A 26,772-nucleotide genomic window follows, 5' to 3' on the forward strand; every position below is an offset into this window, starting at 1 on the left:
TATGGCAACGAACCCGTTCCGTTACCGGATCGATGCGTCAACACATTTCTCGGCCTGCGGATCTCGGATAAATTTCTGAACCGCGGCAGACGAATACCGCTCACATAGCGCCGTGGGGGCGCGTCACCGGGGGAGGGATTGGTGCGTGGTACAACCAAGTATCGACTCCGGCCGCATGCTGGCGATCCTGAAGCGCATCGAGCGCCCGCCGTCGCGACGACGGGCCGAGTCGACCCGCCCGGGACCGGGCAGGAGGACCAGGCTCGCCACCGCGAGTGACAGGTTCGTTTCGCGATCAAGTCCGCTACGAGGAGACACCGCATCATGAGCAACACCCCGGCCACCGCCGACTCACGCTCACCAGGCACCGAGGACACGGCGGTAGCGGTTCTCCAGCCCGATACGGCTGCGAAGGCATTCGTCGGCCGTTCACCGGGCCAGCTCGCGTGGATCCGCCTCAAGCGGGACCGGACCGCGTTCGGCAGCTTCATCACCGTCGTGTTCTTCATCCTCATCGCGCTGTTCGCGCCGGTGATCTCCCGGCTGTACGGGATGACGGCGACCGAGGGCTTCAGTGAGAAGCTGACCTACCAGGGCCTGCCCACCGGCTACCTGGGCGGCATCAGCGGCGACCACTGGCTGGGCCTCGAGGCCGGCATCGGCCGTGACCTGTTCATGCAGCTGATCTTCGGCCTGCGTACCTCGCTGATCATCGCCTTCCTGTCCGCGATCATCTCGATCGTGCTCGGCGTGGTGATGGGCATCGTGTCCGGCTACTTCGGCGGCTGGGTCGACCAGGCGATGACCTGGTTCACCGACTTCATGCTGGCGTTCCCCTTCCTGGTCTTCGCGCTGGCGATCATCCCGATCATCAACACCGCCGCCTACGACGTGGGCGAAGAGGTGCCCGGCTCGTTCCGGATCGCCGTGATCATCGGGGTGTTCGCCCTCTTCGGCTGGATGACGACGGCCCGCCTGGTGCGCGGCCAGATCCTGTCGCTGCGCGAGCGGGAGTACGTGGAGGCCGCCCGGGCTGCCGGCGCCGGCAGCGCGCACATCCTTTTCAAGCAGCTGCTGCCGAACATCTGGGCACCGATCCTGGTCTCCTTCTCTCTGGCGCTGCCCGGCTTCATCGCCGCCGAGGCCGCCCTGTCGTTCCTCAACATCGGTGTGGTGGAGCCCACCCCCGACCTCGGCCGCCTGGTCTACTACGGCCGGCAGTGGCTGGGCACCCCGGACTGGGCCTACTTCCTCATTCCCGCGACGACCGTGTTCATCGCCGTCCTCGCGTTCAACCTGCTGGGCGACTCTCTTCGCGACGCACTCGACCCCAAGTCGTCGAAGTGACCGGCCGGAACTGAAACACAACTGAAAACCGGGTACTTCCGCTCGTGCCGCGGCGGGTCGCGTGGCCCAGGCACGTATCGGTTGAGAGAAGGAGAACCTAAGTGCGACGCAAGTTCGGAGCGCTGCCCGTCGGCGTTCTGGCGGTTGCCCTTGTTGCCAGCGGTTGTTCGGAGACCACGAACGACCCGGCCGGCGGCGGCAACACTCAGAACGTAGTGCAGACCGGCACTATCGCAACCGACCCCGCGGAATCGCAGGGTCCGGCCAAGGCTGTCGAGGGCGCCACGAAGGGTGGCGTCGTCAAGCTCCTCCACGCGGCGGAGTTCGAGCACCTCGACCCCCAGAAGATCTACGTCTCGGACGCGCTGTCCATGGCGACCCAGTTCGCCCGTACCCTCACCGGGTACAAGGAGGACGGCAAGGGCAACCTGAAGCTGGTCGGCGACCTCGCCACCAACGCGGGTGAGGACGTCAACGGCGACTGCAAGGTGTGGAAGTACACCCTGAAGGACGGCCTGAAGTTCGAGGACGGCACGCCGATCACCGGTGCCGACGTCGTCTACGGCATCTCGCGCTCGTTCGACCCGGACTGGGGTGTGGGCCCGACCTACATCCAGCAGTGGCTGACCGGTGCGGTGGAGTACAACACCACCTACAAGGGCCCGTTCCTGAGCCCCGGTGCGGACGTTCCCGGCCTCAAGGCCGAGGGCAACGTGATCACCTTCACGTTCCCCGCCGCCCAGTGTGAGACCCCGTTCGCGGTGGCCATGCCCACCTCGGCGCCGGTCCCGAAGGCGAAGGACACCAAGGGCGACTACGACCGCAAGCCGGTCTCGTCCGGTCCGTACATGATCAAGGAACACGCGTACGACCAGTACATCGACTTCGTTCGCAACCCCAACTGGGACCCGGCGACCGACCCGATCCGTAACGCGTACCCGGACGGTATCCGTGTCGAGTTCGGTATCGACGCCGAGACCGGTGCCAACCGGATCGTCGCCGACGCCGCCGAGGACAAGACCGCCTTCATCTGGGCGAACGTCCCGGCCGCGGTGCTGTCGAAGACCAACACTCCTGAGGTCAAGGAGCGGGTCAAGGCCGGCGCGTCGCAGTACGTCGAGTACACCTGGATCAACACCGACCGGGTCAAGGACCTGAAGGTGCGCCAGGCGCTCAACTACGCCGTCGACCGTGACGCGATCATCAAGGTGCGCGGCGGTGTCGACCAGTTCGGCTCGACCATCATCTCGCCGACCATCGCGGGCTACCAGAACTTCAACGCCTACGACGGTGGCCAGACCGGCAACCCGGAGAAGGCGAAGGAACTGCTCGGCGGCCAGCCGCTGAAGCTGACCTACGCGTTCCCGAACGTCCCGGTGCGTCAGCAGATGGCGGCGAAGACCAAGGAGGTCTACGCCAAGGCCGGTATCGAGCTGGTCCTGACCCCGCTCGACCCCGCGACCTACTACGACAGCGTCGGCACCAAGGGCAACCAGTACGACCTGATCCGTGGTGGCTGGGGCGCCGACTGGCCGTCCGCCTCGACCGTGATCCCGGCTCTGCTCGACGGCCGTACGATCCGTGACAAGGGCAACCAGAACCTCGCCTACTTCAACTCTGACGAGGTCAACAAGGAGATCGACCGGATCAAGACGCTGAAGGTCGCCGAGGCCGCCCCCGCGTGGGCCGCTCTGGACAAGCTCATCATGGAGAAGCACGCGCCGCTGATCCCGCAGTACTACATCGGGAACTACGAGATCACCGGTTCCAAGATCGGCGGGACGTTCCTGAGCGACTCGTACGGTCACATGACCCTCAACACCATGTTCGTCAAGCCGTAACAGTCTCTCCAGTCACGCCGGTGGGATGATCGCGCAACCCGCGGTCATCCCACCGGCCGTGGCCAGTCAAGAGGAATGTAGAGAACCGTGCTCCGCTTCCTGATCAAGCGCCTGCTACTGGCGTCGACCACGCTGGTGGCCATCTCGATCGTCACCTTCCTGCTGTTCTTCGCGGTCCCGTCCAGTCCCGCGTGGGTGATGTGCGGGCGGAACTGCTCCCCCGAGCGGATCGCCCAGGTCGAGCAGAGCCTCGGTCTCGATCAGCCGATCACCAAGCAGTACACCGACTTCGTCAAGGGCATCTTCGTCGGCCGTACCATCAACGACGCCGGCACCATCCGCGAGTGCGACGCCCCCTGCCTCGGATACTCCTTCCGCAGCAAGGAGCCCGTCACCGACACCATCGAGCGGTCGCTCCCCGTCACGGTGAGCATCGTGGCCGGCGCGATGGTGGTCTTCCTGACCGTCGGCATCGGCCTCGGCATGCTGGCCGCGCTCAAGAAGGGCACGGTCTTCGACCGGGTCGCGATCGGCGCCTCCGTCGGCTTCGCCTCCACCCAGACCTACACCCTCGGTGGTGTCCTGCTCCTGCTGCTCGTCTACTCGACCGGCCTGCTGCCCAACCCGCATTACACGCCCATCACCCAGGATCCCCTGGACTGGGCGGGTGGCATGCTGCTGCCCTGGATCACCCTCGGCCTGATCAACTCGGCGCTCTACGCCCGGTTGTCGCGGGCCCAGATGATCGAGACGCTTCAGGAGGACTTCGTCCGGACGGCGCGGGCCAAGGGCCTGTCCGCCCGGGTGGTCAACCGGCGCCACGCGCTGCGTGCCGCGATCACCCCGATCATCACGATCGCCGGTGTCGACCTGGGCGCCTACCTCGGCGGCGTGGTCATCACCGAAAGCGTGTTCAGCCTCAACGGCATCGGTCGTGAGGCCGCGCAGGCGGTGCAGGACCTGAACCTGCCCCTGGTGATGGCGACCGTCCTGCTGGCGGCATTCTTCATCGTCGCCATGAACATCATCGTCGACATGCTCTACGCGGTGATCGACCCCCGCGTGCGACTCGGCTGAGCCGTGCGGAGCTGACGTGGAAAAGAGCGAAATGACGACCTCGACCAGCCCTGCCGCGGCCGCCGTGGACCCGGAGGCCTACCTGCAGGTACGCGATCTCAAGGTGCAGTTCCCCACCGAGGACGGCCTGGTTCGCGCGGTGGACGGCGTGACCTTCTCGGTGCGCCGCGGCCAGACCCTCGGCATCGTCGGCGAGTCCGGCTCCGGCAAGAGCGTGACCAGCATGTCGATCCTCGGGCTGCACAATCCCGCCCGTACGAAGATCACCGGTGAGATCTCGATCGGTGGCAAGAACATCGTCGGGATGAAGGAGCAGCAGCTTCAGCGGCTCCGCGGCAAGGACGTCGCGATGATCTTCCAGGATCCGCTGTCCGCGCTGCACCCGTACTACAAGGTCGGTGCGCAGATCGCCGAGGCGTACAAGGTGCACCACCCGTCGGCGAGCAAGAAGGAGGCCACCACGCGGGCGGTCGACATGCTCGACCGGGTCGGCATCCCGCAGCCTCAGCGTCGCGCCAACCAGTACCCGCACGAGTTCTCCGGCGGTATGCGCCAGCGCGCCATGATCGCGATGGCCCTGGTCAACGACCCGGCACTGGTGATCGCCGACGAGCCGACCACCGCCCTGGACGTGACCGTGCAGGCGCAGATCCTGGAGCTCCTCGAGGACCTGCAGCGCGAGTTCCAGTCCGCGATCATCATGATCACGCACGACCTCGGCGTGGTGTCGCAGGTCGCCGACGACGTTCTGGTGATGTACGCGGGACGGCCCGTCGAGACCGGCTCGGTGGAGCAGATCATGAAGCGGCCGCAGCACCCGTACACCTGGGGTCTGCTCGCCAGCGTTCCGTCGCTGCACGGCGACGCCACCGTCGACCTGGTGCCGATCAAGGGCAACCCGCCCAGCCTGATCAACCTCCCCACGGGTTGTTCCTTCAACCCGCGCTGTCGTTACGCCGGCCAGAACGGCAACCGCTCCTTCTCCGAGGTTCCGGAGCTCCGCCCGGCCGGCGAGCCGGGGCACAACGTCGCCTGCCACATGTCCTTCGAGACCCGGCAGCGGCTGTACGCAGAAGACATCGCGCACGCAGGAGTGGCCCAATGACTGATCTCGCAGGCACCGCGGCGGGCACGGCCACGACGACCACTCCGGCCCGTGAGCCGCTGCTCAAGGTCGAGGGCCTGACCAAGCACTTCCCGGTCCGTTCCGGTCTGTGGGGCAAGGGCTCCGTGGTCCGCGCGGTGGAGAACGTGAACTTCGAGGTCCACCCGGGTGAGACGCTCGGTCTGGTCGGCGAGTCGGGCTGTGGCAAGACCACGACCGGCCGCATGCTGGTCCGGCTGCTCGAGCCGACCGCCGGCAAGATCACCTTCGATGGTGAGGACATCACCCACACCAAGGGCGCCCGGCTGCGCAAGCTGCGCCAGGACATCCAGATCATCTTCCAGGACCCGTACGCGTCGCTGAACCCGCGGCACACGGTCGGCCGGATCGTCGCGATGCCGCTTCAGGTCAACGGCATCACGCCGCCCGGCGGTGTGAAGCGGCGGGTGCAGGAGCTGCTGGAGACGGTCGGTCTCAACCCGGAGCACTACAACCGGTACCCGCACGAGTTCTCCGGCGGCCAGCGGCAGCGCATCGGCATCGCCCGGGCCCTGGCGCTGAAGCCCAAGCTGATCGTCGCCGACGAGCCGGTGTCCGCGCTCGACGTGTCGATCCAGGCGCAGGTGGTCAACCTGCTCCGCCAGCTGCAGCGCGACCTGGGGCTGTCCTTCGTCTTCATCGCCCACGACCTGGCGGTGGTCCGGCACTTCTGTGAGCGGATCGCCGTCATGTACCTGGGGCGGATGGTCGAGGTCGGTACGCGTCAGCAGATCTACGAGAACCCGGCCCACCCGTACACCCGCGCCCTTCTCTCCGCCGTGCCGGACGTGACGAAGCTCGGTGGCCACGGCCGGATCAAGCTGGAGGGTGACGTCCCGTCGCCGATCGACCCGCCGTCCGGCTGTGTCTTCCACACCCGCTGCTGGAAGGCGCAGGAGAAGTGCTCGGCCGAGGCGCCGGTGCTCCTGCCCAACCCGAACGGCTCGATCTCGGCCTGCCACTTCCCCGAGACGGGCGAAGTGGTCTGATCCACGCCCGCTGATCGTCAACCGCCTCCCGCGCTCTCGGCGCGGGAGGCGGTTCGTTTTACCCTGTCCGGGTGGATCAGCGATCTCCGACCGTCTATCGCACCAAGTCGTGGCAGAACCGCCGCCGGGTGGTGACCGTCCTCGGCGGCGCCGGCCTGGTGCTGGGCGGCTACCTGCTCGGCCGCTGGCAGGACACACCTGCCGAGCCGGTCGTCACGCCGCAGGTGGTGGTCACCACCGCGGCCGCGGCGCCGGCCGCCACCTCGGCGCAGCCGGAGGCGTCCCCCTCGCCCAGCGCTATCCCCTATCCGGTGCTCCAGGCCGAGTCGGCCACCGAACGGGCCGGAGTGGAGACCGAGGGCACCGAGGACGAGGGCGGCGGTGACTACGTCGGGTGGATCAACCGGGACGATCATCTGCGGTTCGACAACTTCGACTTCGGCGAGGTGCCGGCCGGTCAGGTGCGGCTACGGGTGGCGTCCGGCACCGGCATCACCGGCCGGCTGCAGATCCGGCTGGACAGCCGGGACGCCGCGCCGGTCGGTGAGCTCTCGGTGAGCGACACCGGGGGCTGGCAGGAGTGGCGTACGAACACCGCCGCCCTCCAACCGGTCACGGGAGTGCACACGGTGTTCGTCACGTTCACGTCGGCCGACGGCGGCGACTTCCTCAACCTGAACTGGCTGCAGTTCGCGCACTGAGCCCGGTCGTCAGACGGCCGCCCCGGTCCGGCGGGGCGTGCCCTCCAGGGCCGGGATGCTCAGGGTCAGCACGCCGTCGTCATATCGCGCGTCGAGCCGGTCGGTGTCGAACCTCCCGGCGAGCGGGACCTCCCTGACGAGGGTGCCCGCGGGGTGCTCGGTGACCACGGCCGGCGGGGTCTCCGGCCCGGGACGCCGGCGCGCGGCGCGGACGGTCAGCGCGCCACCGTCGGCCGTGATGTCGATCGAGGCCGTGTCGGCGCCGGGCAGGGCGATGTCGATGTGGAACGTGCCGTCCACCCGGTAGGCGTCGAGCCGGGCCCCGGAGCCCCGGTCCGAGCCCTCCAGGACGCGGGCGGTGAGGGTGGTGAGCATGGGTGGCTCCCTGTTCGCTTGAGCTTGGGTGACTCGAGTCTGAGAACCGGGAATCCATGGGCGCGATTCCCCCACTACTTTGTGACGGCCGCCGCTCTGCCGGCCTGCGCTTCTTCGAACGTATGTACTAAAGTGGCGGCATGATCCTGCACGCCGATCTGGACTCGTTCTACGCGTCGGTCGAGCAGCGCGACGATCCCGCGCTGCGCGGCCGGCCGGTCCTGGTCGGTGGCGGGGTGGTGCTGGCCGCCTCCTACGAGGCGAAGGCGTTCGGGGTGCGTACCCCGATGGCTCTCGGCCGGGCGAGGGCGCTCTGCCCGCACGCCGTGGTCGTGCCGCCGCGGATGGCCGCCTACGCGGCGGCCAGCAGGGCCGTGTTCGAGGTGTTCCGCGACACCACGCCCCTCGTCGAGCCGCTCTCCATCGACGAGGCCTTCCTCGACGTGGAGGGCCTGCGCCGGATCCGCGGGACACCGGAGGAGATCGCCCGCGTGCTGCGGGCGGAGGTCCGCGCGCGGACCGGGCTGCCGATCACGGTCGGTGTGGCACCCACCAAGTTCCTGGCGAAAGTGGCCAGCGGGGCCGGCAAGCCGGACGGGCTGCTGATCGTGCCACCCGGCCGGGAGCTGGAGTTCCTGCACCCACTCCCGGTGGAGAAACTGTGGGGCGTCGGCCCGGTCACCGCCGCCAAACTGCGCGAGCGCCAGATCCACACGGTCGGGCACGTCGCCCGGATCGGGGAGGCGGCACTGATCGCGATGCTCGGCGGCAACGCCGGACGGCACCTGCACGCGCTCGCACACAACCACGACCCCCGCCGGGTGGAGACCGGGCGGCGGCGCGGCTCGATCGGGGCGCAATGCGCGCTGGGCCGCTCCGGCTCACGCGGCTTCCCCGAGGTCGAGGCGGTTCTCGGCGCCCTCGTCGACCGGGTCACCCAGCGGATGCGGCGGGCCCACCGGGCCGGGCGGACGATCACGTTGCGGCTGCGGTTCGGTGACTTCAGCCGGGCCACCCGGTCGCGCAGCCTGCTCAAGGCCACCATGCAGACCGGCGCGGTATTGCGGACCGCGGTCGACCTGCTGCGCGAGGCGTGGCCGCTGATCGGCGAGCGGGGGCTCACCCTGGTCGGTGTCGCGGTCAGCAACCTCGACGGTGACGGCGCGGTCCAGATGGAGCTGCCGTTCGAGCCACCCCGGGCCGACGGGCTGGACGCGGCGGTCGACCGGGTTCGCGACCGGTTCGGGTCCGGTGCCCTGCGACGGGCCGCGATGATCGGCCGCGAGATCTCCCCGTCGGTCCCGATCCTCCCGGACTGAGCCGCCGTCGCGCCCTGCCCAAGATCGGCCCGGCGGGCGCCGCGCTTCACGGGGCGGGCCTGCCCGGTGCGGACTGATCGGCGCGGGCGTCGCGGTTCACGCGCCTCCCCGCGCGAGGCGGCCGGATCAGTGCGGGCGTCGCGCTTCACGCGCCTCCCCGCGCGAGGCGGCCGGATCAGTGCGGGCGTCGCAGTTCATGCGCGTCCCCGCGCGACGCGGCCGGATCGCGCGGGCGTTGCAGTTCATGCGCGTACCCGCGCGACGCGATCGGATCGGTGCGTGGCGTCGCGCTTCACGCGCGTTCCGCGGTGCGGCCGGAACGGGGCGGGCGCTGTTCAGGGGGTGCTCTTGCGGGATGCGGCCGGGTCGGGGCGGCGGCGGGTGAGCAGCCAGGCGACGCCGCCGCAGATCGCGCCCACCGCGAGGCCGGTGACCAGGCTGGACAGGGTCATCCCGGCGCGGGCCAGTGGCTCGGCGACGGACGCCTCGCCGTTCCACAGGGCGTTGTGGATGACGGCCAGGCAGATGCCGTAGACGGCGCCCGCCCCGAGCAGGAGCCGCACCGGGGACGGCGAGCGGGTCACCGCGGTCACCACCCAGATCAGCAGCGGCACGAAGACCAGCAGTGCGTTGAGGCCGGTGCCCTCGTGGACCAGGCCGAGGTCGTGCAGGACCGCCCGGGGCGCCGCGAGCAGGCCCAGAACGATCATGAGGGGGATGTCTTTCCGCATGGGATCCGACGGTAGGGATCGGGGCGGCACGGCGAATCCCGCCGGTGGCGTCGGCAGGTGTCGCTTTTCGGCGTACCCGGACCCGGAGAACTCTGCCTAGCATCACAGAGGTGCGGAAGATGCTGGTGGACGGCGCGGTCGCGGCCGGTGTCGCCGGGGTGCTGGCGCTGATCGCCTCGGCGGACCTCGGTGGGCGGGGCGGCATCGGCGCCTATCTCGGGGCGGCGGCCCTCGGCGCGCTGATGCTCGGGCGGCGGCGCCACTCGCGTACCGTGCTGATCCTGACCGTTCTTGGTCTTTTCGCCTATTATGCCGCCGGGTTTCCGGCGATCGGTGTCGCGGTCCCGGTGGCCGCCGCGCTGTACTCGGCCGCCGAGGCCGGGCATCGCCGGATCGCCGTCGTTGCGGCGCTGGTCGCCCTGGTGGTCTCCGTGGTGTTCCGGCTGCGGGAAGGGCAGGACTTCGGGCTCGTGGTGCTGTACGACGGGATCGGCCACCTCGCCCTGATGGCGGCCGCGATCGCCCTCGGTGAGCTGGTCCGGGCACGCCGCCGGATCGCCGCGCTCACCGGGCGCCAGATCGCACTGGAGGCCGGGCGCCGGGTTCACGAGCACAATCAGGAACTCTCCCGGGAGCTGCACGACTCGATCGGGCATGCGCTGACCGTCGCCGCGATTCAGGCCAATGTGGCGCGGCAGGAGGCGCCGCATCGGCCGGACGCCGCGGTCGCCGCCCTCGACCACGTGGCGCGGGCGCTCTCCGACGCACTCGCCGAGCTGCGGAGCACCGTCCGGACCCTGCGGGCCGGGCCGGAGCCGTCACTCGGCGACCTGGGCGCGCTGATCGACACCGCCCGGGACGCCGGTTTCCGGGTACGCACCGCGATCGAGCCGGTCGAGGATCCGGCGACCGCGGCCACCGCGTACCGGCTGGTCCGGGAGGCGGTGACGAACGTGCTGCGGCACTCGGCGGGCCGCAGCATCGCGGTGGAGATCCGCGAGGACGACGGACTCGTGCTGGTCAGCGTGGAGGACGACGGTCCGCCCAGCGGTCCGGAGGCGGCCGGGGCGGGCCTGACCGGGCTCCGCGAGCGGGTCACCGCGGCCGGCGGGCGGCTCGACGCCGGACCGGTCGCCCACGGATGGCGGGTCAGCGCCGCCCTGCCGCTGGCGGCGGCCCGGTGAGCCCGGTACATGACGGCGGTCGACGACCAGCCGCTAGAGGTGGCCCGGTGAGCCCGGTACATACCGCCGGTCGACGACCAGCCGTTGGAGGTGGCCCGGTGAGCGCGGTACATGGAGCCGGTCGACGACCAGCCGCTGGAGGTGGCCGGTGAGCGCGGTGCGGGTGGTGCTCGTCGATGACCAGTCGCTGGTCCGGGCCGGGATAACGGCCCTGCTCACCGGCGACGCGGACGGCCCGGGCGAGACGATCGAGGTGGTCGGGGCGGCGCAGGACGGGATCGCCGGGGTGGCGCTGGTACGGCGGCTGCGGCCGGACGTCGTCCTGATGGACATCCGGATGCCGGGTGGGGACGGCATCGCCGCCGTGCGGGAGCTCCGGGCCGGGCCCACCGGGCGGGACGTCGCGATTCTCATGCTGACCACATTCGACACCGATGAGGAGGTGCTCGGAGCGATGCGGGCCGGCGCCGACGGCTATCTGCTCAAGGACACCGCGCCCGGACCGCTGCGGGACGCCGTCCGGGCCGCCGCCCGCGGGGAGCCGGTCCTCTCCCCCGGGGTGACCCGGCAGGTCATGGCGCACGCGGCCGCCGCACCGCAGCCGGTTCCCGACGCGCGGCTGGAGCGGCTCACCGCCCGGGAGCGGGAGGTGCTGGCCGCTCTCGCGGACGGCGACGACAACGCGGCGATCGCCCGGGCGTTGTCGTTGAGCCCGGAGACCGTCCGGACGTACGTCCACCGGATCCTGGCCAAACTGGAGGCCGGAAGCCGCGCGCAGCTCGTCGCCATCGCTCATCGCAGCGGCCTGGCGGCGGCCCGCCGCCGTGCGTGAGGCAGACTCAGGGCGTGCGGAAGATCTGTGTAGTCGGAATCGGCGCGGGCGACCCGGACCATCTGACCCTGCAAGCGGCGAAGACGATCGGCCGGACCGATGTGTTCTTCCTGCTCGACAAGGGTGAGACCAAGGCGAGCCTGATCGAGCTGCGGGAGCGTCTGATCCGGGGTTACTCGCAGCCCCGGAAGCGGATCGTCGAGGGCCGCGACCCGGACCGTGATCGCAACCCGGCCGACTACACCGGCACCGTCGCCGACTGGCGGCACCGGCGTTCCCTGGTCCTGGAGGAGCTGATCGTCGAGCACCTGAAGGACGGTGAGACCGGCTCGATCCTGGTGTGGGGCGACCCGTCGCTCTACGACTCGACGATCGCCATCCTCGAGGAGATCCTGGAGCGCGGGGCGGTCACGTTCGAGTTCGAGGTGATCCCCGGCATCAGCAGTGTGTCCGCGCTGGCCGCCAAGCACCGGATCGGCCTCAACCGGGTCGGGCAGGCGTTCCAGGTGACCACCGGGCGGCGCCTGGCGGAGGGCTGGCCGGAGGGCGCCGACGACGTGGTCGTGATGCTCGACGCCCAGCACGCGTTCACCAGATACCCGGACGCCGACATCTACTGGGGCGCCTACGTCAGCACCCCGGACGAGCTGCTCGCGGCCGGGCCGGTGGCCGAGGTCGGCGACGAGATCGTCAAGACCCGCACCGAGGCCCGCGAGCAGCACGGCTGGATCATGGACACCTACCTGCTGCGCCGCCGCCCCGACGCGGGCTGACACGGTTACGCCGGGCCGTCCTCCAGGTCGCCCTCGGTCTCCAGATAGAGCTGCTGGAGCGCGGCCAGCGTCTCCGGCTCCGGCGAATCCCACAGCTTGCGGTCGGCAGCCTCCAGCAGGCGCTCGGTGATGCCGTGCAACGCCCACGGGTTGGACTGCCGCATGAACGCCTGGTTCTCGGCGTCCAGCACGTAGCTGGCGGCCAGCTGCTCATACATCCAGTCGGTGACCACACCGGCCGTCGCGTCGTAGCCGAACAGGTAGTCGACGGTCGCGGCCAGCTCGAAGGCTCCCTTGTAGCCGTGCCGCCGCATCGCGGCGATCCAGCGCGGGTTCACCACCCGGGCGCGGAAGATCCGCGCGGTCTCCTCGGTCAGGCTGCGGGTGCGTGCCTGGTCCGGGTTGGTGGAGTCGCCGATGTACGCCGCCGGAGCCTTACCGGTCAGCGCCCGCACCGTGGCGATCATGCCGCCGTGATACTGGAAGTAGTCGTCCGAGTCGGCGATGTCGTGCTCGCGGGTGTCGATGTTCTTCGCGGCCACGTCGATCCGGCGGTACGCGTTCTCCATGTCCCCACGAGCCGGGACCCCGTCCAGGTCACGGCCGTAGGCGAAACCGCCCCAGACCGCGTAGACCTCGGCCAGGTCGGCGTCGTCGCGCCAGTTCCGGCTGTCGATGAGCGGCAGGATGCCCGCACCGTACGCCCCCGGTCGCGACCCGAAGATCCGTGTCGTCGCCCGTCGCCAGTCGCCGTGCTCGCCCTGGTCGCGCAGCGCGTGCTCGCGCACGAAGTTGTCCGGCTCGTCGAGACCGGCGATCATCTGGAAGGCGTCGTCGAGCAGGGCGACCACGTGCGGGAACGCGTCCCGGAAGAAACCGGAGATGCGGACCGTCACGTCGACGCGCGGCCGGCCGAGCTCCCCGGCCGGGATCGGCTCCAGCCCGGTGACCCGGCGCGACGCCGGATCCCAGATCGGGCGGACACCGATCAGCGCCAGGATCTCGGCGATGTCGTCGCCGGCGGTGCGCATGGCGCTGGTGCCCCAGGCGGAGAGGCCGACCGAGCGTGGCCAGTCGCCGTAGTCGGCGCGGTAGCGGTCGAGCAGCGACTCGGCCATCGCCTGGCCGGTCTCCCAGGCGAGCTGGCTGGGGATCGCCTTCGGGTCGACGGAGTAGAAGTTGCGCCCGGTGGGCAGCACGTTGATCAGGCCGCGCAGCGGGGAGCCACTGGGGCCGGCCGGGACGTAGCCGCCGTTGAGAGCGTGCAGCACGTGGGTGAGCTCGTCGGTGGTCCGGGCCAGCCGGGGCACGACCTCGGTCGCGGCGAACTCCAGCACCCGCCGCACATCGGCGTCATCGGAGAGGCCGGAAACGGCGGAGACGTCCCAGTCGTGTTCCTCCATCGCCGCGATCAGCTCGCGGGCCTGCGCCTCGACCGCGTCGGTCTCCGCCGTGGAGGCGTCCTCGGCCAGGCCCAGCGCCTCGCGCAGACCGGGCAGGGCCGCCACCTTGCCGGCCCACATCTGCCGGGCCCGCAGCATCGCCAGCACCAGGTTGACCCGGGCCTCGCCGGCCGGCGCCGCACCGAGCACGTGCAGTCCGTCGCGGATCTGCACGTCCTTGACCTCACACAGCCATCCGTCGATGTGCATGATGAAGTCGTCGAACTCTTCGTCGTCGGGCCGGTGCTGGAGACCCAGGTCGTGGTCCATCTTGGCGGCCTGGATCAGGGTCCAGATCTGGGCGCGGATCGCCGGGAGTTTCGCCGGGTCGAGAGCCGCGATGTTGGCGTGCTCGTCGAGGAGCTGCTCGAGCCGGGCGATGTCGCCGTACGACTCGGCGCGGGCCATCGGCGGGATCAGGTGGTCGACCAGGGTGGCGTGCGCGCGCCGCTTGGCCTGGGTGCCCTCGCCCGGGTCGTTGACCAGGAACGGGTAGATCAGCGGCAGATCGCCGAGGGCCGCGTCGGTGCCGTCCGATGCGGACATGCCGACGTTCTTCCCCGGCAGCCACTCCAGGTTGCCGTGCTTACCGACGTGCACGACGGCGTGCGCGCCGAAGTCGTCGGCCAGCCAGCGGTAGGCGGCCAGGTAGTGGTGGCTGGGCGGCAGGTCGGGATCGTGGTAGATGGCGACCGGGTTGGCCCCGAACCCCCGCGGTGGCTGCACCATGACCACGACGTTCTCGTCGCGGAGTGCGGCCAGCACGATGTCGCCGCCGTCGGTGTACAGCTCGCCGGGCGGCTGCCCCCAGTGCTGCACGACGCTCGCCCGGAAATCCTCCGGCAGGGTCGCGAACCAGGCCGCGTAGCGCTCGCCGGAGATCCGCACCGGGTTGGCCGCCAGTTGCTCCTCGGTCAGCCAGTCCGGGTCCTGCCCGCCGGCCGCGATCAGCGTGTGGATGAGCCCGTCACCGTCGTAGGACCCGAAGTCGCCGATCCGGTAGCCCTCCTCCGCGAGAGCCGCGAGCAGGGCGACCGTCGAGGCCGGCGTGTCCAGGCCGACCGCGTTGCCGATCCGGGAGTGCTTGGTCGGGTAGGCCGACAGCATCAGCGCGATCTTCTTCTCCGCGGCCGGGACGTGCCGCAGCCGGGCGTGCGACACCGCGATCCCGGCGACGCGGGAGGCCCGCTCGGGGTCGGCAACGTAGACCGACAGCCCGTCCTCGTCGATCTCCTTGAACGAGAACGGCACCGTGATGATCCGCCCGTCGAACTCGGGGATCGCCACCTGCGTCGCCGCGTCCAGCGGGGTGAGCCCGTCGTCGCTGGCCTCCCAGGCGGCCCGCGAGCTGGTCAGGCAGAGCCCCTGGAGGATCGGCACGTCGAGGTCGGCGAGCACACCGACGTCCCACGCCTCGTCGTCGCCGCCCGCCGACGCCGTGGCCGGGCGGGTGCCGCCGGCCGCCAGCACCGTCACCACCAGCGCATCCGCCTTGCGCAGCTCGGCCAGCAGCTCCGGCGGCGCGGTCCGCAGCGAGGCGGTGAAGATCGGCAGCGGCCGTGCGCCCTTCGCCTCGATCGCCTGGCACAGCGCCTCGACGAAGGCGGTGTTGCCGGCCATGTGGTGGGCGCGGTAATAGAGCACCGCGACCGTCTCCCGGCCGGTGGACTCCGGGCGTGGCAGGAGACCCCACTGCGGGGTCTCGGTCGCCGGCGCGAATCCGTTGCCGGTCAGCAGCACCGTGTCGGAGAGGAAGTCGTGCAGCGACGCCAGATTCTCCGCGCCGCCCTGCGCCAGATAGGTGTGCGCGTCCGCGGCGACACCGGCCGGCACCGTCGAGAGCTTCATCAGCTCCGCGTCGGGCGCCTGCTCGCCGCCGAGCACCACGACCGGCAGGTCGCCCGCGAGCAGCGCGTCGAGGCCCTCCTCCCAGGCGCGGCGGCCGCCGAGGATGCGCACCACGACCAGGTCGACGCCGTCGAGCAGGGCGGGCAGGTCACCGACAGCGGTGCGGGCCGGGTTGGCCGGGCGCCACGCCGAGCCACTGGCCCGGGCACTGAGCAGGTCGGTGTCGGATGTCGACAGCAGCAGGAACACGCGCACTCCCCCTCGGGGTCCGCGCCCCGGGTAGACGGACATCACAGCGACCGGAGTTCCTGGCTCCCGGGGAAAATCCCCTGGTGACAGTGGCGGGACCGCGCCGGACTCACACCGGCTTCCTCCGCGGCGTCGCCGCTCGTTGGCCCCTAACCTTTCCGAACCCCGGTGTCCCGCGTCAAGGTGGAACGCCCGCTGTGACGCTCCCGACCCACCGCACGACGGAGATGAATTCCTGTCGGGGGTCGGCCGTAGTATCCGGGCCATGACTCCCCGTTCCAGCGACACCGACGCCTGTCCCGGCGCGCTGCGGCTGCACGCCGCGGCCGACGGCATGCTGGCCCGGGTCCGGCTGCCCGGGGGGATGCTGTCCGGCGCTCAGCTGCGCTCGCTGCGCGAGCTGGCCGAGGAGTTCGGTGACGGCTGTCTGGAGCTCACCTCCCGGGCGAATCTCCAGCTCAGAGCATTGAAGCCAGACGATGCGCCGGCCTTGGCGGCCCGGTTGCGGTCGGCGGGCCTGCTGCCTTCACCGACCCACGACAATGTACGGAACATTGCGGCCCCGCCTCTTCCCGGATCGCCTCTGCGCGCTCTCGTAGGACGGCTCGACCTCGCGATCCAGGCTGACGCCGCCCTGGCCGCCCTGCCCGGCAAGTTCCTCTTCGCCATCGGCCGGGTCCCGCTCGCCGCCGACGTCGCCGCCGTCCAGGGCGCGGGCGGTGGCCTGTTCACGATCCGGCTCGCCGGGGAAGACACCGGTCTACGTGCCGGTTTCGACGAGGTGGTGCCGGCCCTCATCGCCACCGCCCACGCGTTCCTCGCCGAGCGGGAGGCGCAGCGGTCCGGCGGTGCGGCGGCGTGGCGACTGCGGGAGCTCGCCGGCGGCCCGGCCCGCGTCTCGGCCCGGGTGGCGGCGGCACTCGGTCTGACATCCGCGCCGGTCGAGGTGGCGACACCGGTCGGCGCCCCGGCCCCGGCTGACCTGGTCGGGGTCGACGCCCCGGATCCGCATGACCTGATCGAGGTCGGCGCCCCGGACCCCGGTGACCTGATCGGGGTGGTGCCACAGCCGGACGGGCTCGTCGCGGTCGCGGCGCTGGTGCCGTTGGGGCGGTTGGACGGCGTACCGATGAGGGTTCTGGAAGACGCCGGCCTGCTGGTCGTGACGCCGTGGCGCGGTGTGGTGGTGGCCGATCTGGCGCCGGAGGCGGCGGAGGCCTGGGCGGATCGCCTGGCCGGTGCCGGTCTCGCGGTGACGCCCGGCTCGTCCTGGTCCGGGGTGACCGCCTGCGCGGGCCGCCCGGGTTGCGCGAAGTCGCTGGCCGACGTGCGTGCCGACGCCGCCGCCGCGTCCCGTTTCGTCGACGGTCTCCCGGTCCACTGGGCCGGTTGCGCCCGCGCGTGCGGCAGCCCCTCGGGCCCGCACGTCCGCGCCGAGGCGACCGCCGGCGGTTACCTGATCACCCGCCGTCCGGGGAGTGGATCCGGGCTGGTCGGGCCATCGACGGCAGCGCCGGAAACGCCGAGGATCGGCGACCGCGGGCCGATTGCGGTGAGTGGGCTGGAAGACGCGATAGCGGTGGCGAGGAGGCCCTGAAGCATGGAGTACGTGCGTGACGGCGCGGAGATCTATCGGCGATCGTTCGCCACGATCCGCGCCGAGGCGGACCTGTCGGGGCTGCCGGAGGACGTGTCGCGGGTGGTGGTTCGGATGATCCACGCCTGCGGGATGGTGGATCTGGTGGACGACGTCCGGTTCAGTGCGGGTGTGGTGACCGCGGCGCGGAAGGCGCTGCTCGACGGCGCGGCGGTCCTCTGCGACGCGGAGATGGTCGCGTCCGGGGTGACACGGACCCGGTTGCCGGCCGCGAACGAGGTGATCTGCACGCTGCGTGACCCCGCCGTGCCGCGGCTGGCGGCGGAGATCGGCAACACCCGCAGCGCCGCCGCCCTGGATCTGTGGGGTGACCGGCTGGGTGGTGCCGTGGTCGCGATCGGTAACGCGCCGACCGCGCTGTTCCGGCTGCTGGAGATGGTCGCGGCGGGTGCGCCTCGGCCGGCCGCGGTGGTCGGGATCCCGGTCGGGTTCATCGGCGCGGCCGAGTCGAAGGAGGCGCTGGCCGAGTCCGGCCTGGAGTATCTGATCGTGCGCGGCCGCCGGGGTGGCAGTGCCATGACCGCGGCCGCGGTGAACGCCCTCGCCTCGGAAGCCGAATAGGCCGGAACGGAACAGAATGACGAACGACGCATTCCGCAGCGACACCGCGGCGGCGAGGACCGGGCGGCTCTTCGGGGTCGGGCTGGGCCCGGGTGACCCGGAGCTGGTCACGGTCAAGGCGGCACGGCTGATCGGCGCGGCCGACGTGGTGGCCTATCACGCGGCGCGGCACGGGCGCAGCAACGCCCGCGCGATCGCCGCCGGCTATCTGCGGGAGGGCCAGATCGAGGAGGCCCTGATCTACCCGGTGACCACCGAGACGACCGATCATCCGGGCGGCTATCAGGGCGCGATCGACGAGTTCTACACCGCGTCGGCGGCCCGGCTGGCCGCGCATCTGGACGCCGGACGCGACGTGGTGGTGCTCGCCGAGGGTGATCCGTTCTTCTACGGCTCCTACATGCACATGCACAAGCGGCTGTCCGGGCGGTATGAGACGGCGGTCGTTCCCGGGGTGACCTCGGTGAGTGCCGCCTCGGCGGTGCTGGGCCGGCCCCTGATGGAGCGGGACGAGGTGCTCACCGTCCTGCCCGGCACCCTGGAGCCGAAGGAACTGGCCGCCCGCCTGGCCACCACGGACTCGGCCGCCGTGATGAAACTGGGCCGCACCTTCGAGGGGGTGCGGGAGGCCCTGGAGCAGGCCGGCCGTCTCGACGACGCGTGGTATGTGGAGCGTGCCACCACCGACCGGGAGCGGTCGGCCCCGCTGCGTGACGTCGACCCGGCCACGGTGCCGTATTTCTCGCTGGCCCTGCTGCCGAGCCCGGCGGCCACCGCGTTCACCGCCGACGCCGGGCCCGGCCGGGCCGCCGGGCTGGACGTGCTGCTCGCCCCGCCCGCCGCGGGCACGGCCGTGCCGGACACCGGCATGGTCAGCCTGGAGGAGGCCAACGCGGCGGCGATGAGCCGGATCGAGACCGCCGGCCGGGCCGGTGGAGTGACCGTGGTCGGTCTGGGCCCGGGCGACCGGCACTGGCTGACCCCGGAGGCACAGGAGGCGCTGGCCGACGCCGACGACCTGATCGGCTACGGGCCCTATGTGGACCGGGTTCCGCCGAACCCGCGCCAGCGCCGGCACCCGTCGGACAACCGGGTCGAGGCGGAGCGGGCCGCGTTCGCGCTGGACCTGGCGAAACGCGGTCGCCGGGTGGCGGTCGTCTCGTCCGGTGACCCGGGTGTCTTCGCGATGGCCGCCGCCGTCCTGGAGGTGGCCGAGGACCCACAGTGGCTGGACGTCCCGGTGCGGATCATTCCGGGCCTGACCGCGGCGCAGGCGGTCGCGAGCCGTGCGGGCGCCCCGCTGGGGCACGACTTCTGCATCCTGTCGCTCTCCGACCGGCTCAAGCCGTGGTCGGTGATCGAGTCCCGGCTGGCGGCCGCCGCGGCCGCCGATCTGGTGATCGCCGTCTACAACCCGGCCTCGAAGACCCGCCGTGAGCAGCTGGTCCGTGCCCTGGAGCTGCTGCGGGACCATCGTCACCCGGGCACGCCCGTGGTGGTCGGGCGGGACGTCGGCGGCCCGGAGGAGTCGGTGCGCATCACCACGCTCGCCGCGCTCGACCCGGCCGGCGTCGACATGCGCTGCCTGCTGATCATCGGCTCGTCGCAGACCCGGGCGGTCACCCGCGGCGACGGGACCACCGCCGTCTACACGCCACGCCACTACCCGGACTGACGCCCGGAACCGGCGTCTCCCGGCGGCCGACGCGCGGACCATCGGCCGCCGTCCGGGGAATGAAGCCGCGTTCCCGGGGCGCTCCCGGATCGCAACCGCACTGCATCAGCCCGGGGCCTGACGACCCGGACACCGGCGACCGAAAGGAGGGGCCCCACCTGAACGATGCGAAGGGCTCAGAACAACCGTGACGACAGCTCGTACCCGTACCGCGGCGATCCTGGCCTCTACTCTTCTGCTCGCTGTCACACTTCCGGCCTCGGGTTCCTCGGCGGCCGAGCGCGGGCCCAGGGCATCGGCGCTTCCGGTCGGCGACCCGACGCCGGTGACCGCCCTCAACGAGACAGCGGTGACGTTGCAGTCCCGGCTCGCGGCGGTCACCACCGCCCGGACGATCAACTACTACCCGTCGAACGCCGGCTGGTCGGCGATGTGGACCGGGTTCGACGCCGGCCGCATCGAGGCGGACATGGCCAAGGCCGCCGCCCTCGGCGCGGACAACGTGCGGATCATCCTCTTCCCGCAGTCCTTCGGCTTCCCCAAGCCCCGCCTGGAGTACACCGAGCGGCTGCGCAAGTTCATCAGCATCGCCGACTCGCAGGGCCTGACCGTCAAGCTGACCCTGTTCGACTGGTGGTCCGGCTACTCCGACGCGGCCGGCAGCGCCGCCTGGGCGAAGGCCGTGCTCACGCCGTACGCCGACGACCGCCGGGTGCTGTCGGTGGAGCTGAAGAACGAGTTCGTGTCGACCGATCCGGCCGCCGTGACGTGGGTGCGCAACCTGATCCCGGCGGTCCGCGAGGCCGTCCCGCAGATGCCGCTGACCCTGTCGGTGGACGGCCAGAGCGGCGCGGCCGGCCTGGCCCGGATCCGGGCGGCCCTCACCGGCACCCCGCTGGACTACTACGACTACCACTTCTACGGGAACTCGGAGCGGGCCCTGGCCGAGATCCGGCGCGCGCAGGCGGCGGTCAGCCCCGACCCGATCGTGATCGGCGAGACCGGCCTGAGCACCGCCACCAGCAGCGAGGGCGAGCAGATGGCGTTCCTGGCGCGGACGTTCGCGGCCGCCGCCGAGGCCGGGGTGCGGTCGGTGGCGCCGTGGACGCTGTACGACTTCGCCGACGGCGCGATCCCGTCGAACTCGCAGGTCTCCAAGGTGCCGGCGCAGTACCGGTTCGGTCTGTACCGGGCCGACGGGACGGCCAAGCCGGCCGCCACCGTGGTCCGCAACGCGTGGGCCGGCCACCCGTTGACGAACAACCTGCTGGACCTCGATTTCGAGGCGAGCCCGGGCAGCTCGCCGTGGCGGCCCTACCTGGCCGATGAGGGTGTCGCCGTCCGGGCGCGTGACGTGGCCCGGACCGGCGGTTTCTCGGCGCGGTTCACCGGGACCGTCCGTAACGGCTCCAGCCTGCCGTCGGTTCGCACCTCACCGGTCGACCCGGTACAGGCCGGGCAGACCTGGCACGCCGAGGCGTGGGCCCGCGGCGCCGGGGTGACCGGCTCCAACGAGATCGCGCTGAGCTGGTTCGACATCAACGACCGCTGGCTGGGCCAGCACTCGTCGAAGCAGGTCGCGAAGGGCGACAGCGAATGGACGAGGCTGACCGTGGACGCGGTCGCCCCGGCCGGGGCGACCAGCGTCCAGCTTCACCTCAAGTCGGGCGACAACAAGGGCAGCGTCTGGTTCGACGACGTGGCGCTGTCGACCGGCGGGTCCTGAGCGACCCCGATCCGCGTCAGCAGGCGGGCGTACGCGTCGACCGTACGCCCCCAGGAAGAAGGGTCGGCGTGCCGGCGGCCGGCCAGGCCGGCGGCACGCACGATCGCCTCCCGCAGCTCGCCCGGCGCCGCCGCCGCGACGAAGACCGTGCCGCTGTAGTGCTCGGCGGCCTCGACGAGGCCGCCGACCGCGGTCACCACCACCGGCAGGCCGTGGCTCATCGCGATGTGCAGCGGACCGCTCGCCGAACTGCGCCGGTAGGGCAGTACCACCACGTCGGCGTGCGCGAAGAACTCGTTGACCTCGGCGTCGGCGACGTACCGGTTGACGAACTCGATCCGGTCCCGGACCGGCGACTCCTCGATCATCCGGCCCGGCCCGGTCCAGCCCTCCCAGGTCTCCCCCACCACCGTCAGGTGATAGTTCGGACCCAGGTCGGCGAAGGCCTCGACCAGATCTTCAAGCCCTTTGTACGGCCGGATCGTCCCGAAGAACAGCAGCCGGCACACGTCGTCGCCCGGTTCGCGTACCGGCCGGTCCGGCAGGTGGTGGTCGAACGGGCCGTGCAGCGCCACCTCGGCCGGCACCGCCCCCAGGTCGTACGCCTCGGCCAGCGCCACCTGATCGAACCGGGAGTGGACCACCACCCCGTCGGTGCGGCGCAGCAGCGGCCGGATGCAACGGCGCACGTAACGGGCCGCCCACCGGTGCCGTGCCTCCCCGGTGTCCTGCACCTCGTGGAACTCGACGATCACCCGGATCCCCCGCTTGCGGGCGGCCAGCGCCAGCACCAGGTACGAGTGCAGCACCGCCCCGGTCCACCACTGGAGCACCAGCACGTCCGGGGAGAACCGGCGCAGGAACCGCACCGCCCGGAGCAGGCTCGGCACCGCCCACCAGTCGACGCCGTCGAACACCCGTACATCCGGGTCGTAACGCAGGTCGGTGAGGGACCGGCCGACCCGGTCCCGGCCGGGGTAGAGCCGGGCCGGGAGCAGTCGGCGCATCAGGATCGCACCCACCTCGTAGCGGTCGTGCAGCGCGTTGCTGAGCCGGCAGGTGTAGTAGCTGATCCCGGACAGGAACCGCCATCCCGATCCGACCACCAGGATCCGGGGGGTACGGCCGGTCCCGCTCAGCATGCGGGCCTCGGCATGGCCGAACGACTCACTGGGCGGCGGCGATGCAGGCACGGTAGACCTCCTCGATCTGGGGGACGACGCGGGCCGCGGTGAAGTCGAGGCCACGCTGAAGACCGTTGGCACGCAAGCGGGCGGCCAGGTCGGGGTCGGTGAGCAGGCGCAGCAGCGCCGCATGCAGGGCCTCCGCGTCGCCGGGTGGCACCAGCAGGCCGTTCACGCCGTCGTCGCCGACCACGTCGAGCAGGCCCCCCGACGCGGACGCGATCAGCGGGGTGCCGGCCAGCATCGCCTCCACCGCGACCTGGCCCATCCCCTCCAGCAGCGACGGCACCACCCCGGCGGCCGCGTGCCGCCAGGACGCCATCACCTGCGGATGCGGGACATCGGTGCGGACCAGCACCCCCTCCGGCGCGGGCGGGGTGTCGTCGCGGGGCGTCCCGAGGCAGACCAGCCGGGGCGGGTCGTCCATCCCCGCGCGCAGCTTCTCGTAGGCGTCGAACAGCACGTCGATGCCCTTGTGCGGGCCGAGCTGACCGACGAACAGCAGGTACGGCCGGTCCGGCAGCCAGTCCGGGCGTGGCGTGTCCCGGGCCAGCTCGTCGAGTCCGTCCGGGACCAGGCTGGAGATCACCTGCACCGGCAGCTCACCCGGCAGCCGGGCCAGATTCAGCGCCGACGCCACCGAGTTCGAGATCGCCGTCAGGGAGTCGATGCCCCGGTGCCGGTGCGCCCGCAGACCGATGGTGAGCAGGGTCGACTTCGGTCTGCCGTACTGGCCGGACGCGCACGGGACACAGCGGCCCAGGCTCGGGCCGTCACAGCGGCGGCCGTTACGGGCGAACGTCTTGCGCACACACGTCAGCCCGAAATCGTGCGCGGTGTGGACGTGCGGCAGGCCCAGCGCGGTGCCGTGCAGCGGCAGATAGCTGTACATCAGCCAGTCGTGGCTGTGCACCAGATCGAAGTCGTGCGTGCGGAGCACCCGGGCGATCCCGGCCGTCGCCAGCGGGTCGGCCATCGTCGGATGGAACGGCTTGCGCGGATCCCGGTTCAGGCCGGGCGCCAGGGTGTTGATGATGCTGCGGATGCGGATCACCCGTACCCCGTTGATCGTCTCGTCGTGCGGCGCCTCCGGCGTCGCCAGCGTCAGCACGGTGATCTCGTGCCCGCGCCGCACCATCTCCTCACCGCTGGTGGCGATGCTGCGTTCCAGCCCGCCGATCACCGGCGCGTAGAGATTCGACAGATGCAGAACCCTCATCGTTTTCTCCCCGGTGGGTGTCTCACTGCCGGCTTGCCGCCGCTTTCCAACCTCCTGCGGTACGCCCACCGCGCCCCGCCCCTCACCGCCCGGACCTCGCGAGCCGTCGCCCACGCCGCTTCCCGGGCCACCAGGACTGTCCTCACCACCGCCGCCGCCCACGCCGCTTCCCCGGCCACCAGGACTGTCCTCGCCGCCGCCGCCCACGCCGCTTCCCCGGCCACCAGGACAGGTCTCACCGCCGCCGCCCACACCGCGCGAGCCGTCGCCCACACCGCTGTCCGGGCCCTTGTCGGGACCGGTTCCGGCCGCGGGTGCGCGGCGGGTCAGGGCGATCGCGCCGACCAGCAGGGCGGCGGCGGTCTGGCCGGTCAGCCAGGCGACACCGGCTCCCGTCACGCCGGAGCCGGGCAGCAGGAGCCAGGCCAGGACCAGGCAGGTGATCGCGCGGACCAGGTTCAGGCGGCGGCAGAGGCGGAACCTGCCGTGGGAACGCCAGTGCGCCACCGCCAGGTTCGCCACCGCGTCGGGCAGCGCGGCCAGCACCAGGATCTGGAGCAGGAGGCCGCCCTCGGCCGCGTATCCGGCGCTGAACAGGGCGAGGATCCGCTCCCCGGCGATCAGGAGCACGGCGGCGGGTGCGCCGACCATGGCGAGGACCACCACGGCCGCCCGGGACACCGGGACGGCCGCGGCGTTGGTGCGTTCCGCGTAGAGCGCCGAGGCGACCGCCGGGGAGACCATGAACAGCATCGAGGCGGTCATCCAGGCCAGGTAGAAGTGGGCGTTCGCGTCGGGGCCCAGCCGGGCGGTCACCAGCACCGGCAGCAGCGCGGCCGGGCCCGCCTGGGTCAGATTGATCAGGTGGTGCCCGGTGACGGCGGTCCGCAGGTGCGGCAGTTCGGCCCGCAGGCCCGCCGTCGCCGCCCGCCACCGCGTCCGGCCGCCGGGCCGCGGGCCGGACCCCCCGAAACGGTCGGCACCCGGACGAATACCGAAGGAGTCGGCACCATCAACAACCGCGTGAGTGGCTGAGGAGCCGGCACCATCAACGGCCGTGTGACTGGCTCCGGGGTCGGTGCGATCGACGGCCGTGGCGGGGGCGTCGGCTCGGTGGGGGGACGGGCGCAGGCGGCGAGGGCCGACGGCGATGGTGGCCAGGCTGATCAGCAGCGTCGGGAGGATGTAGGAGACGAGGACGGCGGTCGCTCCGTGGGCGCCGGCCGACAGGACCGCGAGCAGGGTGACGATCTTGCCGGCGGCCACCGCCAGGTTGCGGATCAGCATGCCGTGGCCGGATCGGTGGGCCACGTAGAGGTTGTCCAGCAGGGTCGTCAGCGTCACCGCCACCGCGGCGGCGATCAGGGCGGCCGTTCCGCCGGGACCGGAGAGGAAACCGAAGTTGCCGGAGAACAGCGGGACGATCAGGGCGGCCGCGGTGGCCGTGGCGGCGGTCGCGGCCGAGCCCACGAACAGGCCGGTGCCGACGATCCGGGACCAGGTGACGGCGTCGCTGCCGGGCAGACGCTGGATGAACATGTGCCCGGCGCCCAGATTGGCGATCATGCTGACCGCGGTGGCGGCGGAGATCAGCGCGGTGGCGGTACCGATCCGGTTCGGCGGGACCGAACGTGCCGCCAGCATCCAGTAGAAGTAGCCGAGCCCGCCGTTACTCACCGTCGTCGCCATGATGAGCAGGCTGTTGCGGGCCAGGGAGTCCTCGGACAGGCGGCGGACAGCGGTTCTCAGCACGCGGTCCGCTCCCCCGCGAGCACGGCCCGCCGCTTGCCCGAGCATGTCACCCGGCCCGGCTCCGCAATCTCATGACCAGGAGCGAAAGGCCGCAGCGGTACGCCGTCGGCACCGGAGACGACCACGGGGGACTGCCGCGGGGCGCCCACTGCCCGGCCGCCCTTGGTACCGGCCGGCCGCCTGCGGTCTTCGGCGTGAGTCACCGGACCGGCCCCGGGAGTGGTCGTTCCACCGTTCGCGCCGGACGTCATCGGCCGGCCCGGGACGGCTGAGGCACCGTCTGCCCCTCCCGTCGACGGCGTCGCCCGCACACCCGTGGCACGATCCCCGGCGGCCCCGGCCGAAGAGACCCGCACCCCCGCACCGCGATCCCCCGCGGACCCGGCTGTAGGAGGCCTCACCCAAGCACCGCGATCCCCGGCGGGCCCGGCTGAAGAGGCCCGCACCCCAGCGCGGCGATCGCGGGCGGGCCCGGTTGAAGGACGCCTGACCCCAGCGGCGCGATCCCCGGCGGACCCGGCCGAAGAAGCTCCAGCACCGCGATCCCCGGCCGTCCCGGCCGAGGAAGCCCGCACCCCAGCACCCCGATCGCGGGCGGGCGCGGCCGATGGACCGTGCATTCCCTGGCCCTCGCCGGAAGTCGTCCGGCCGGGTGCAGCGTCATCACCGGCGGATGTGACCGACGGGCCCCGCATCCCCCTGACCTGGCCGGGAACCGTACGGCCAGGCGCGGCAGGGTCACCGACTGCACCGGCCGGGCCGGTGTGGGCCCCGGGACCGTTCGCCCGGCCGGCCGGGCGGTCGCCTCCGGTGGCGGTGTGCGGGCGGACCCCGGGCCCGGTGACCGCGGCACCCGCGGAGGTCAGCGGGGATCCGCTGCCGTCGGCATGGCCGAGGGCGTGGAAGCCGATGCTGGTGCCGCCGACGCTGATGGCGACGGTGCGGAGGCGGCCGTCCGCCGGGAGGGCGGGGACGTAGACGGTCAGCGATCGGACCGAGTCGGCGGCCACCGTCATCGGGCGACTGGCCAGCACCTGACCGCCGACCCGCAGTTGCAGCAGGCTCGTGGTGTCGGCCAGGCCGGCGCTGGTCACCCGGATCGGGACCACCAGTCCCCGCGCCGGAACCGTGACGGGGCTGTCGATG

At 71.7% G+C, this 26,772-nt stretch carries 19 protein-coding genes and 1 riboswitch; of the genes, 14 read left to right on the forward strand and 5 right to left on the reverse strand.

The genetic code is table 11. The annotated features are described in order from the left end of the window. Positions 1-324: 324 nt before the first annotated feature. From BC793_RS06120 to BC793_RS06145, 6 genes are all read left to right on the forward strand, one after another. Positions 325-1,347, forward strand: a complete 1,023-nt coding sequence (locus tag BC793_RS06120) for an ABC transporter permease (protein WP_109590029.1) — start codon at positions 325-327, stop codon at positions 1,345-1,347. A gap of 101 nt (positions 1,348-1,448) precedes the next feature. Beyond that, a complete protein-coding gene (locus tag BC793_RS06125; RefSeq protein ID WP_109590031.1) occupies positions 1,449-3,188 on the forward strand; it encodes an ABC transporter substrate-binding protein in 1,740 nt (579 codons plus the stop codon). Positions 3,189-3,275: 87 nt separating this feature from the next. Next, positions 3,276-4,265, forward strand: coding sequence for an ABC transporter permease (locus BC793_RS06130; protein WP_109590034.1), 990 nt, complete (start codon positions 3,276-3,278; stop codon positions 4,263-4,265). Between the two features lie 31 nt (positions 4,266-4,296). Continuing rightward, positions 4,297-5,370 carry an ABC transporter ATP-binding protein gene (locus tag BC793_RS06135; protein ID WP_109590036.1) on the forward strand — a complete coding sequence of 358 codons (1,074 nt, stop codon included), beginning with the start codon at positions 4,297-4,299 and terminating at the stop codon, positions 5,368-5,370. Next, positions 5,367-6,398 carry an ABC transporter ATP-binding protein gene (locus BC793_RS06140; protein WP_109590038.1) on the forward strand — a complete coding sequence of 344 codons (1,032 nt, stop codon included), beginning with the start codon at positions 5,367-5,369 and terminating at the stop codon, positions 6,396-6,398. The genes BC793_RS06135 and BC793_RS06140 overlap by 4 nt, the downstream gene beginning before the upstream one ends. 71 nt (positions 6,399-6,469) lie before the next feature. Beyond that, positions 6,470-7,099 carry a carbohydrate-binding protein gene (locus BC793_RS06145; RefSeq protein ID WP_109590040.1) on the forward strand — a complete coding sequence of 210 codons (630 nt, stop codon included), beginning with the start codon at positions 6,470-6,472 and terminating at the stop codon, positions 7,097-7,099. Positions 7,100-7,108: 9 nt separating this feature from the next. Here the strand turns inward: BC793_RS06145 and BC793_RS06150 are convergent, their stop codons facing one another. Further along, entirely contained in the window at positions 7,109-7,474 is a 366-nt protein-coding gene (locus BC793_RS06150) for an Hsp20/alpha crystallin family protein (protein WP_109590042.1), read from the reverse strand. 140 nt (positions 7,475-7,614) lie between these two features. On the opposite strand from BC793_RS06150, the gene dinB reads away from it, so the two are divergent. After that, positions 7,615-8,793, forward strand: coding sequence for a DNA polymerase IV (dinB, locus tag BC793_RS06155; RefSeq protein WP_109590044.1), 1,179 nt, complete (start codon positions 7,615-7,617; stop codon positions 8,791-8,793). Positions 8,794-9,128: 335 nt separating this feature from the next. Here the strand turns inward: dinB and BC793_RS06160 are convergent, their stop codons facing one another. Then, complete coding sequence (locus BC793_RS06160; RefSeq protein ID WP_109590046.1) at positions 9,129-9,524, reverse strand: hypothetical protein; 396 nt, start codon at positions 9,522-9,524, stop codon at positions 9,129-9,131. Positions 9,525-9,643: 119 nt separating this feature from the next. Between BC793_RS06160 and BC793_RS06165 the strand changes: the two genes are divergently transcribed. From BC793_RS06165 to cobF, 3 genes are all read left to right on the forward strand, one after another. Next, on the forward strand, positions 9,644-10,708 hold the full coding sequence (locus tag BC793_RS06165) for a sensor histidine kinase (RefSeq protein ID WP_109590402.1): 1,065 nt from the start codon (positions 9,644-9,646) through the stop codon (positions 10,706-10,708). A gap of 148 nt (positions 10,709-10,856) precedes the next feature. Then, entirely contained in the window at positions 10,857-11,540 is a 684-nt protein-coding gene (locus tag BC793_RS06170; protein WP_109590048.1) for a response regulator, read from the forward strand. 14 nt (positions 11,541-11,554) lie between these two features. Beyond that, a complete protein-coding gene (gene cobF / locus BC793_RS06175) occupies positions 11,555-12,313 on the forward strand; it encodes a precorrin-6A synthase (deacetylating) (protein WP_203896013.1) in 759 nt (252 codons plus the stop codon). A gap of 5 nt (positions 12,314-12,318) precedes the next feature. Here cobF and cobN read toward each other — a convergent pair whose 3' ends face one another. Then, on the reverse strand, positions 12,319-15,894 hold the full coding sequence (gene cobN / locus BC793_RS06180; protein ID WP_373871183.1) for a cobaltochelatase subunit CobN: 3,576 nt from the start codon (positions 15,892-15,894) through the stop codon (positions 12,319-12,321). Then, positions 15,887-16,012: riboswitch (cobalamin riboswitch) on the reverse strand. Its footprint overlaps the gene before it by 8 nt. A gap of 105 nt (positions 16,013-16,117) precedes the next feature. On the opposite strand from cobN, the gene BC793_RS06185 reads away from it, so the two are divergent. The 4 genes from BC793_RS06185 (at position 16,118) to BC793_RS06200 (ending at position 21,471) form a co-directional block, all read left to right on the forward strand. Continuing rightward, positions 16,118-17,449 carry a precorrin-3B synthase gene (locus BC793_RS06185; RefSeq protein WP_109590051.1) on the forward strand — a complete coding sequence of 444 codons (1,332 nt, stop codon included), beginning with the start codon at positions 16,118-16,120 and terminating at the stop codon, positions 17,447-17,449. 3 nt (positions 17,450-17,452) lie between these two features. Beyond that, positions 17,453-18,070 (forward strand): precorrin-8X methylmutase, encoded by a 618-nt coding sequence (locus tag BC793_RS06190; protein WP_109590053.1) that lies wholly within the window; start codon positions 17,453-17,455, stop codon positions 18,068-18,070. A gap of 16 nt (positions 18,071-18,086) precedes the next feature. Continuing rightward, positions 18,087-19,745, forward strand: a complete 1,659-nt coding sequence (locus tag BC793_RS06195; protein ID WP_109590055.1) for a precorrin-2 C(20)-methyltransferase — start codon at positions 18,087-18,089, stop codon at positions 19,743-19,745. A 187-nt stretch (positions 19,746-19,932) separates the two neighbouring features. Continuing rightward, complete coding sequence (locus BC793_RS06200; protein ID WP_109590057.1) at positions 19,933-21,471, forward strand: cellulase family glycosylhydrolase; 1,539 nt, start codon at positions 19,933-19,935, stop codon at positions 21,469-21,471. Here the strand turns inward: BC793_RS06200 and BC793_RS06205 are convergent. Together BC793_RS06205 and BC793_RS51105 are read right to left on the reverse strand one after the other, a co-directional pair. Continuing rightward, entirely contained in the window at positions 21,399-22,664 is a 1,266-nt protein-coding gene (locus BC793_RS06205; RefSeq protein ID WP_239169662.1) for a glycosyltransferase, read from the reverse strand. The genes BC793_RS06200 and BC793_RS06205 overlap by 73 nt on opposite strands. Continuing rightward, complete coding sequence (locus BC793_RS51105; protein ID WP_239169663.1) at positions 22,639-25,626, reverse strand: glycosyltransferase; 2,988 nt, start codon at positions 25,624-25,626, stop codon at positions 22,639-22,641. The genes BC793_RS06205 and BC793_RS51105 overlap by 26 nt, the downstream gene beginning before the upstream one ends. Positions 25,627-26,772 lie beyond the last annotated feature (1,146 nt).

The sequence above is a fragment of the Actinoplanes xinjiangensis genome (assembly GCF_003148685.1).
GTDB classification, from domain to species: domain Bacteria; phylum Actinomycetota; class Actinomycetes; order Mycobacteriales; family Micromonosporaceae; genus Actinoplanes; species Actinoplanes xinjiangensis.